The 353-nt window shown below is 67.7% G+C and carries 1 protein-coding gene; it reads left to right on the top strand.

Annotated elements, in window-relative coordinates; all coding sequences use genetic code 11:
* Window positions 1-23: 23 nt before the first annotated feature.
* Window positions 24-353 (top strand): hypothetical protein (locus tag KVT44_RS55780; RefSeq protein ID WP_217576912.1); only part of this gene is annotated, 330 nt, incomplete at its 3' end.

The following is a 353-nucleotide window of genomic DNA, read 5'->3' as shown; positions in this document are numbered from 1 at the left end:
CGGACGCGGTGAGAGAGGGGCGGATGCTGCGGATCCAACGCAATCGATACGTCCTCGCCGAGCAGTTCGACGACCTATGGCCCGAAGCGCGCCACCTCGTCGAGATCGCCGCCGCCGATGCTGAGCGGAAGGACGGGACGAGCGTGTTCTCCTATCAGTCCGCAGCGGTGCTGTGGGGACTGCCGCTTGCACGGCACGTACCCGATGCGGTTCACGTGAGCTTGCCGGCGGATGGCCGGCTGGTCAGTCGCGCGGCGCTGCGCCGACACGCGGATCGGCTCGAGCCGTCCGAGATCACGAACCCGTTCGATGTGCCCTGCACGACCTTGGCCCGGACGCTCTGGGATGTGTGT

The organism is Streptomyces sp. GbtcB7 (assembly GCF_019091445.1).
Lineage (GTDB): Bacteria > Actinomycetota > Actinomycetes > Streptomycetales > Streptomycetaceae > Streptomyces > Streptomyces mirabilis.
The sequence above is the reverse complement of the archived record's forward strand: the minus strand, read 5'-3'. Positions and strand labels throughout refer to the sequence as shown.